4 protein-coding genes and 1 pseudogene are annotated in these 6944 nt (G+C 77.8%); 2 read left to right on the forward strand and 3 right to left on the reverse strand.

Annotation, left to right across the window (positions count from 1 at the left end):
- Window positions 1–2: 2 nt before the first annotated feature.
- Window positions 3–1238 carry an L-2-hydroxyglutarate oxidase gene (gene lhgO / locus EF903_RS25985; protein ID WP_260615927.1) on the reverse strand — a complete coding sequence of 412 codons (1236 nt, stop codon included), beginning with the start codon at window positions 1236–1238 and terminating at the stop codon, window positions 3–5.
- A 49-nt stretch (window positions 1239–1287) separates the two neighbouring features.
- Complete coding sequence (locus tag EF903_RS25990) at window positions 1288–2892, reverse strand: sporulation protein (RefSeq protein WP_125547119.1); 1605 nt, start codon at window positions 2890–2892, stop codon at window positions 1288–1290.
- A gap of 649 nt (window positions 2893–3541) precedes the next feature.
- On the opposite strand from EF903_RS25990, the gene EF903_RS25995 reads away from it, so the two are divergent.
- Window positions 3542–5794 carry an asparagine synthase-related protein gene (locus EF903_RS25995; RefSeq protein ID WP_390335738.1) on the forward strand — a complete coding sequence of 751 codons (2253 nt, stop codon included), beginning with the start codon at window positions 3542–3544 and terminating at the stop codon, window positions 5792–5794.
- 304 nt (window positions 5795–6098) lie between these two features.
- On the opposite strand, the gene EF903_RS35495 is transcribed toward EF903_RS25995, so the two are convergent.
- Window positions 6099–6587 (reverse strand): NPCBM/NEW2 domain-containing protein, encoded by a 489-nt coding sequence (locus tag EF903_RS35495; RefSeq protein WP_312845966.1) that lies wholly within the window; start codon window positions 6585–6587, stop codon window positions 6099–6101.
- Between the two features lie 37 nt (window positions 6588–6624).
- On the opposite strand from EF903_RS35495, the pseudogene EF903_RS35955 reads away from it, so the two are divergent.
- Window positions 6625–6944 (forward strand): annotated as a pseudogene (locus EF903_RS35955) (RNA polymerase subunit sigma-24); the annotation flags it as partial.

Here is a 6944-nt window from a genome sequence, read left to right on the forward strand (position 1 = left end):
GTTCAGGCCCGGGCCAGGCTGTCCAGGGCGCGCCGGGCGATCTCGCGCCCGATCGGCAGCGACGCGGTCGCCGCGGGCGACGGCGCGTTCAGCACGTGCACGGTCCGCGGCGCCTCCCGGATCAGGAAGTCGTCGACGAGCGTCCCGTCCCGCAGGACGGCCTGCGCCCGCACCCCCGCCCCGGCCGGCCGCAGGTCCTCGGCGTTCACCGCGGGCAGCATCCGGCGCACCGCCTCCGTGAACGCCGCCTTCGACAGCGAGCGGCGGATCTCGCCCGCCCCGTACCGCCAGTGCCGCCACGCCATCCGCCACGCACCCGGCCAGGCGAGCTCGTCCGCGAGGTCCCGCGGCCGCACCACGCCCCAGCCGTACCCCTCCCGGGCCAGCGCCGGCACCGCGTTCGGCCCGACGTGCACCCCGCCGCCGATCCCCCGCGTCAGGTGCACCCCGAGGAACGGGAAGGCCGGGTCCGGCACCGGGTAGACCAGCCCGCGCACCAGCCCGGGCCGCGCCAGGTCGTAGTACTCGCCGCGGAAGGGGATGATCCGCATGCCGGGGTCGTCCCCGGCCAGCCGGGCGACCCGGTCGCAGTGCAGGCCCGCGCAGTTCACCAGCGCCCCGGCCCGCACGACGACGCCGGCCGTCGTCCGCACCGCGACCCCGCCGGCCCGCCGCGACACCAGGTCGACCGCGCCCCCGTAGACGATCTCCGCCCCGGAGGACTCGGCGAGCTGCCGCGCCACCAGCCCGTAGTCCGCGACACCGGTCGACGCCACGTGGATCGCGGCCGCCCCGCGCACCTCCGGCTCGTACTCGCCGATCTGCGCCGGCCCCAGCTCCCGCACCGGAATGCCGTTCTCCCGGCCGCGCTGCACCAGCGCGTGCAGCCGGGGCAGCTCCTCCCGGTCCGTCGCCACGATCAGCTTGCCGGTCACCTCGTGGGGGATGCCGTGCTCGGCGCAGAACTTCACCATCTCCGCGGCCCCGCCCACCGCGTAGCGCGCCTTCAGCGAGCCGGGCCGGTAGTAGATCCCGCTGTGGATGACACCGCTGTTGCGGCCCGTCTGGTGCCGGGCCGGCCCCCGCTCCTTCTCCAGCACCACCACCCGGGTCCCCGGCGCCAGCCGCGACAGGGCGTACGCCGTCGACAGCCCGACGATCCCGCCGCCGACCACCACCACGTCGCAGTCGGCCCTGCCCCCGGCGCGCACCGCGGCGCCGCCCACGCTGTCCTCCAAGCCGCCACCTCCCACCCCTGCATACTGCACCCCGCCACCGACAGGACGGCTACGCGGGGGCCATCAGCAGCGGCCGGGCCCGCTCGCGCAGCTCGGCGACGCGCGGCTCGTCCCCGTACGGCTCCAGCCGCTGCAGCAGGTCCCGCACGTACTCGGTCGTGCGCGCCGACGAGATCCGGCCCGCGACCTCCACCGCACGGGTCCCCGCCGCGCACGCCGCGTCGAGGTTGCCCGACTCCAGCTCCGCGACCGCGCTCACCACCAGCCGCAGACCGTGCGAGCGCACGTACTCCTCCGTGGGCCGCGACAGCGCCTGCTCCGTGAAGCGGCGCACCTGCCGGGGCAGCTTGAGGTCCCGGTAGCACTCCGCCGCGTCCGCCGCGAACCGGTCGTACGAATAGAAGCCCAGCCACGTCGGGTCCGGGTCGCCCGGCCGCGCCCGCTCCAGCCAGCCCTCCGCGGCCCGCAGCGCCGCCCCCGCGGCCGCCGAGTCGCCCGCCTTCGCGTGCGCCCGCGCCTCGACCAGGCGGAAGAAGCTCATCGTGCGCGCGGTGGCCAGCCCGCGGTTGCGCTCCACGGCCGCCTGCGCGAGGTCGACGCCCTCGTCGGGGAAGTCCCGGTACGTAGCCTGCAGCGACATCGACGCCAGCACGTACCCGCCGAGCGGGACGTCCGCGGCGGCCCGCGCCAGGCGCAGCGCCTGGATGTAGTAGCGCTGGGCGGCCTCCTGCTGGCCGGTGTCGAAGGCCATCCAGCCGGCGAGCCGGGTCAGCTCGGCGGTCGCCCCGAACAGGGCGCGGCCCACCTCGTCGCTGTACGAGCCGAGCAGCAGCGGGGCCGCGTCCACGCGCAGGCACTCGGGCACCATCGAGGAGCGCCAGTCCCCGCCGCCGTACTTCGAGTCCCAGCGGCGCGCGTCCTCGGCGGCCTCGCGGAGCTTGCTGACGTCGCTGTGGCCGACGCGCTGCGGCGAGGCGTCGGCCAGGCCGACGACCGCCGGAGGCGCCGCCGCCGGGGCGCCGCCCGGCGCGGCGGGGGCGTGCGGCGCGGGCGGGGTTTCGCCCGAAGGGTGCGGGGGCACAACCGTGGACGGCGCGGGCGGGGCGGGCGGCACGGCCCGCGCGGCAGGGGCGGCAGGGTCGTCCGGGGCGGAGCCGGGCGCGGCGCCGCGCGGCGCCGGTCCGCGCGCCACCGAGCCGTCGGCGGGCGATATCAGCCAGCGCGAGACGGGCGTCGCGTACGCCGAAACGGAGAAGGAGCCGGCCAGCGACTGCCAGATCCCGCCGCCGCCGCGGCGCCCGGCGAGGTCGAGCCGGTACAGGTCCGTGGCCGAGCGCACCGCCGATCCCACGTCGCGGGGGAAGGCCAGGCCCACCTCCGGCGCGGGGTCGGCGTCCGCCAGGCCGATCTCGTGCAGCGGCACCGGCCGGCCCAGCTTCGCGCCGATGGCGGCCGCGATCAGGTGCGGGGCCGCGCCCTGCGGCACCATGCCCTTCGACACCCACCGGGCCACCGACGTCTTGTCGTAGCGGAGTGTCAGGCCCCGCTGGGCGCCGAGGTCGTTGACGCGCCTGGCCAGTCCGGCGTTGCTGATGCCCGCGAGGGCGAGGACGGCGCCGAGCTTCTCGTTGGGTTCGCGGAGCTCCCTGGACATGCGCCACCCCTCGTCACACGCGGAACGCACTCAACTCATACGCCGCCGGGGCATAGGCGCCCGGCATTTCGTAAACCCAGCGTAGTTCCCCGCCTCCCAAGCGTTAAGGCCCCGACTTCCGTATGGCGGGATTGTTGTCCGCCCGCACAGTCCGCCCCGGCCCGGCGCCGACGGCGCGCGCCCGACCGCGTGCTCCGCCCGTGTGGCCGTGCGCCCGCCCGTGCGCTCTGGCCGGCCGCCCGGCCCGGCGATTCGATGTGCCGTGCGTGGGTCGGCCCGCTGCGTGGATCCGGCGGGCCGGGGGATGCCGCCGCCCCAATCCCCGCGGGTGGCGGAACGGTCCGGGAGGTGCGCCGCGCTTCCCGGGCCGCGCCCGCGCACCGCCGCGGCCGCGCCGGTCCCCTTGTGCGCGGTGCACTCGGCACGGCCTGAGAATGGCCGAAACCGACCTGTGGGCCGGTGGGAACGGAACGCCAAATACCGTGTGACTGCGGTGTGTTCGTTCGCACGTGCGCCCTCCCGTACCACTCCCGCACGCCCGTCTCGTGGCAGCATGGTCCCGAGCCACCCGGGGTCCGGCCGGCCGCGCCCTCGCGCTGCCCGCGCCGCAGCGGCCCCGGTCGATTGCCCACGGGCTGGGGAGGCGGCGGTGCGCTGGTTGGTGGGGTGGAGCAGTATCGCCGCGAGCTTCGGCACGGCCGGCCGCGTCGGCCCCGGCGGCCGCCCCCGCACCGCCCGCGACCCCGAGCCCGGGTACGCGTACGGGACCGGCAACGGGTATGTGCACGGGAACGCGCACGGGTACGGCTCCGACGGCCCGGTCACCGGCGGCATCGCCGACGCCGCCCACCCCGACGACCCGGCCGGCCGCGACGCCGAGCGCACCGTCGTCCCCGTCGGCGCCCAGCTCCTGTGGGGCGACCCCGACCCGCTGTGGGCCGTCGGCGACTGGCGCCCGGACGAGATCCGCACCCTCACCGCCGACCCCGCCGACCCCTTCACCCGCATCGCCGTCCTCGGCTGCTGCGGCGCCACCGACGCCGAACTGCGGCGCGCCCTCACCGCCGCCCGGGGCGGCGCCCTGCGCCACCTCACCCAGTGGTCCGGCAGCTACACCGCCGTCGTCCAGGCCGGCCGCCGCATCACCGTCGTCGGGGACCTCGCCGGCGCCCGCCCCGTCTTCCACACCCCGTGGGCCGGCGGCACCGCCTACGCCACCGCCGCCCTCCCCCTCGCCGACCTCATCGAGGCCCAGCTCGACATCGGCCACCTCGCCGCCCTCCTGGCCTGCCCCGACAGCCCCGAGGCCCTCGGCGACGGCACCCCCTACGAGGGCGTGCGCCGCATCCCGCCCGGCCACGCCCTGATCCTGCGCGAAGGCTCCCGCGAGATCACCGGCTACGAGCCGGTCGCCTCCCTCGCCGTGGCCGCCCCCGAGGCCGACGCCGAGCGCGCGGTGGAGGGCGTACGCGAAGCACTCGTGGACGCGGTGCGCGCCCGGCTCACGGCCCCGCGGCACGCCCCCGAGACCCAGCCGTACGACCCCGGCCCCGTGCCGGGGATGGGCCCCGCCGAACGGCGGGCCGCCCGCGGCCTGCCCGCACCCGTGCCCGGCGTCGGCGCCGACCTCTCCGGCGGCAGCGCCTCCGCCACGCTGGCCCTCCTCGCAGCCGGCCTGCCCGGCGCCCCCGGCGCCCTTCTCGGACGCACCGGCGAACGACTCCTCGCCGTCACCTTCAACGACCTCGCCACCCCCGGCGGCCGCGAAGCCGAACTCGAACGCGCCCGCGCCATCGCCGCCGACCCCCGGCTGCGGCACGTGGTCGTCGCCGCCGCCGAGGAAGCCCTCCCGTACGCCGACCTCGACGGGCCCCTCACCGACGAGCCCGGCCCCTCCCTCGTCCACGCCTCCCGGGAGCGGCGCCGCCTCGCCGCCGGCTCGGCCGACCACTTCGTCGGACACGGCGCCCGCCAGGTCCTCGACGCCCACCCCGCCCGCCTCGCCGACCTCCTGATGGACCGCCGCAGACGCCACCTCCTGCGCCCCGTGGCCGCCCTGGCCCGCTCGGCACCCGCCGCGGGAGAGTCCCTCACCGTCCCCTTCTCCGTGTACGCGGCCGCCCGCCGCCTGGCCCGCACCCCGTACCGCACCGGCATGGAGGCCGCCGCCGCCCGGCTGCGCGGCGGCGACGTCCGCCCCGCCGGCCCCGGCGGCCCGGTCGACGCCTCCCTCGCCGCCATGACCTGGTCCCGGCCCGGCCCGGCCGCGGGCTGGCTGACCGGGGAAGCACTCGCGGAAGTATCGATCCGCCTCGCCACCGCCGCCGGCCGGCCCCCGCTCTCCCTGCGGCCCGGCGAATGCCGCGCCCGCGCGGCCCTGACCCGGCACGCCGCCGACCACCGCGTCTTCGAACAGGCCGCCGAGGTCCGCAGCCAGCGCCTCCACGCCCCGTTCCTCGACAACCAGGTCGTCCGGGCCGCCCGCGCCCTCCCCGACCCGCTGCGCGTCCAGCCCGGAGCCCGCGCCGCGATCCTGCGCAGCGTGCTCTCCTCGGCCGGGGTCCGCGAACTCCCGCCCGGCTGGGGCGCCCCCGCCCACGCCCCGAACGAGACGGCGACCCGCCTGGGCCTCCGCGCGGCCCTCACCACCCTCCTGTCCCTCTTCACCGCCCCGCTCCTGGCCGACGCCGGCCTGATCGAGGCCCGCGTGGTCCGCCAGGCCCTCCTCGACGCGGCCGAAGGGCGCCCCGTCCCCCTGGACGGGCTCGCCGAACTCGTCTCCATGGAACTCTGGCTGGGCCGCCTCCTGTCCCGCCGCGGCACCTGCTGGACAGGCACCACGACCCCGCGCCGCAGGGCCGTGCCGAACGGCGTACCGCAGCCGCGGGCGGCACTGTCTTGAGGAGGTCGGGGGTGGGGTGTCCCGGGCAGTTGATGGTTCGGGGGCGCAATTTCTCTGCCGGGACGCCCGAGGGAAACGGCCAGGGGGAGGGTGAGGCATACGGGCCCCACAGACACCTGCCCCTCCCGCTCCGGCGGCCGTGTCCCGCCCCCCGGCGAAAGCGGCCCCGTCGGCGGAAGCCCGTTCGGTTCTGATGCCGCCGATCCGACGGTGCAGGCCGGGCACCTCTTCCGCGGCCGACAGCCGCCAGGGGGAGGGTCTGCTCGCTGTACGGCCGGCCGGGCCGGCGCGCAGGCGGGTGCGGTCAGCGGCAGGTGAGGACGGCGTCGGCCCAGCTGGCCAGGGTCGGTCTGGGGCCCTGGCCGAGCGGCTCCACCATCAGGCGGATCGTTTCGTGCCCGGTGAGCGGTACCTCGACCGCGGCGGCCCGGTCGGTGCGGCCCAGGGGAGCCGACTGCCACAGGCGCTTGCCGTCGGCCCACACCGAGAAGCGGACCTTGCCGTCGGAGAGGAGGGAGAGCCGGTCCACTCCGGCCCGGGCGGAGAACGACGTGCACTGACGGTTCAGCGCGATCTCCACCGATGAACGGGCGCTTACGGTGAGCCCTTGCCCGTACTGCCGGTCCGCGATGCCGATCGTCCAGCGCTGCCACACCCAGCTGCTGGGCCAGGCACGCAGTTCGGGCCCGCGGTGGTCGCCGAGCGCGGAGTACCCCAGCGAGGCCAGCCGGTAGCTCCGCGCCGGCTCGGGCGGCGGCGTCGGCCGGGGTGAAGAGGACGGCGTCGCGGACACGGGAGGCGCCGGCGCCGGGCTGCGCGAAGCCGACGGCGTGGGCGAGGGAGGCGCCGGCGGCTTCGGCGCGGCCGACGCCGGCTTCGGCGAGGCCGGCGGCGTGCTCGCGGCGGGCGCGGGGGTCCCCGCAGGCGGCTTTGACGCGGACGGGCTCGGCCGCTCCGGCGCCGGCACGGCAGGCGCGGCGGCCCGCGGCGGCGCGGGATGCGCCTGCGGCGCCGGCTCGGCATCCTCACCGGCCAGGGCGAACACCACCCCGGCAGCGGTGGCCACCGCGATACCGGCGGCCAGGGCGGCCTTGGCCGGCAGCCCGATGCCCTCCGACACCACAGCGCCCCCCACAGCGCCCCCCGAGCC

This window comes from Streptomyces sp. WAC05292 (genome assembly GCF_003949955.1).
Classification (GTDB): domain Bacteria; phylum Actinomycetota; class Actinomycetes; order Streptomycetales; family Streptomycetaceae; genus Streptomyces; species Streptomyces globosus.

Excerpts from the sequence above, each read along its gene's own strand:
- EF903_RS25990 (WP_125547119.1), bottom strand. The coding sequence starts at position 2,892 with ATGTCCAGGGAGCTCCGCGAACCCAACGAGAAGCTCGGCGCCGTCCTC.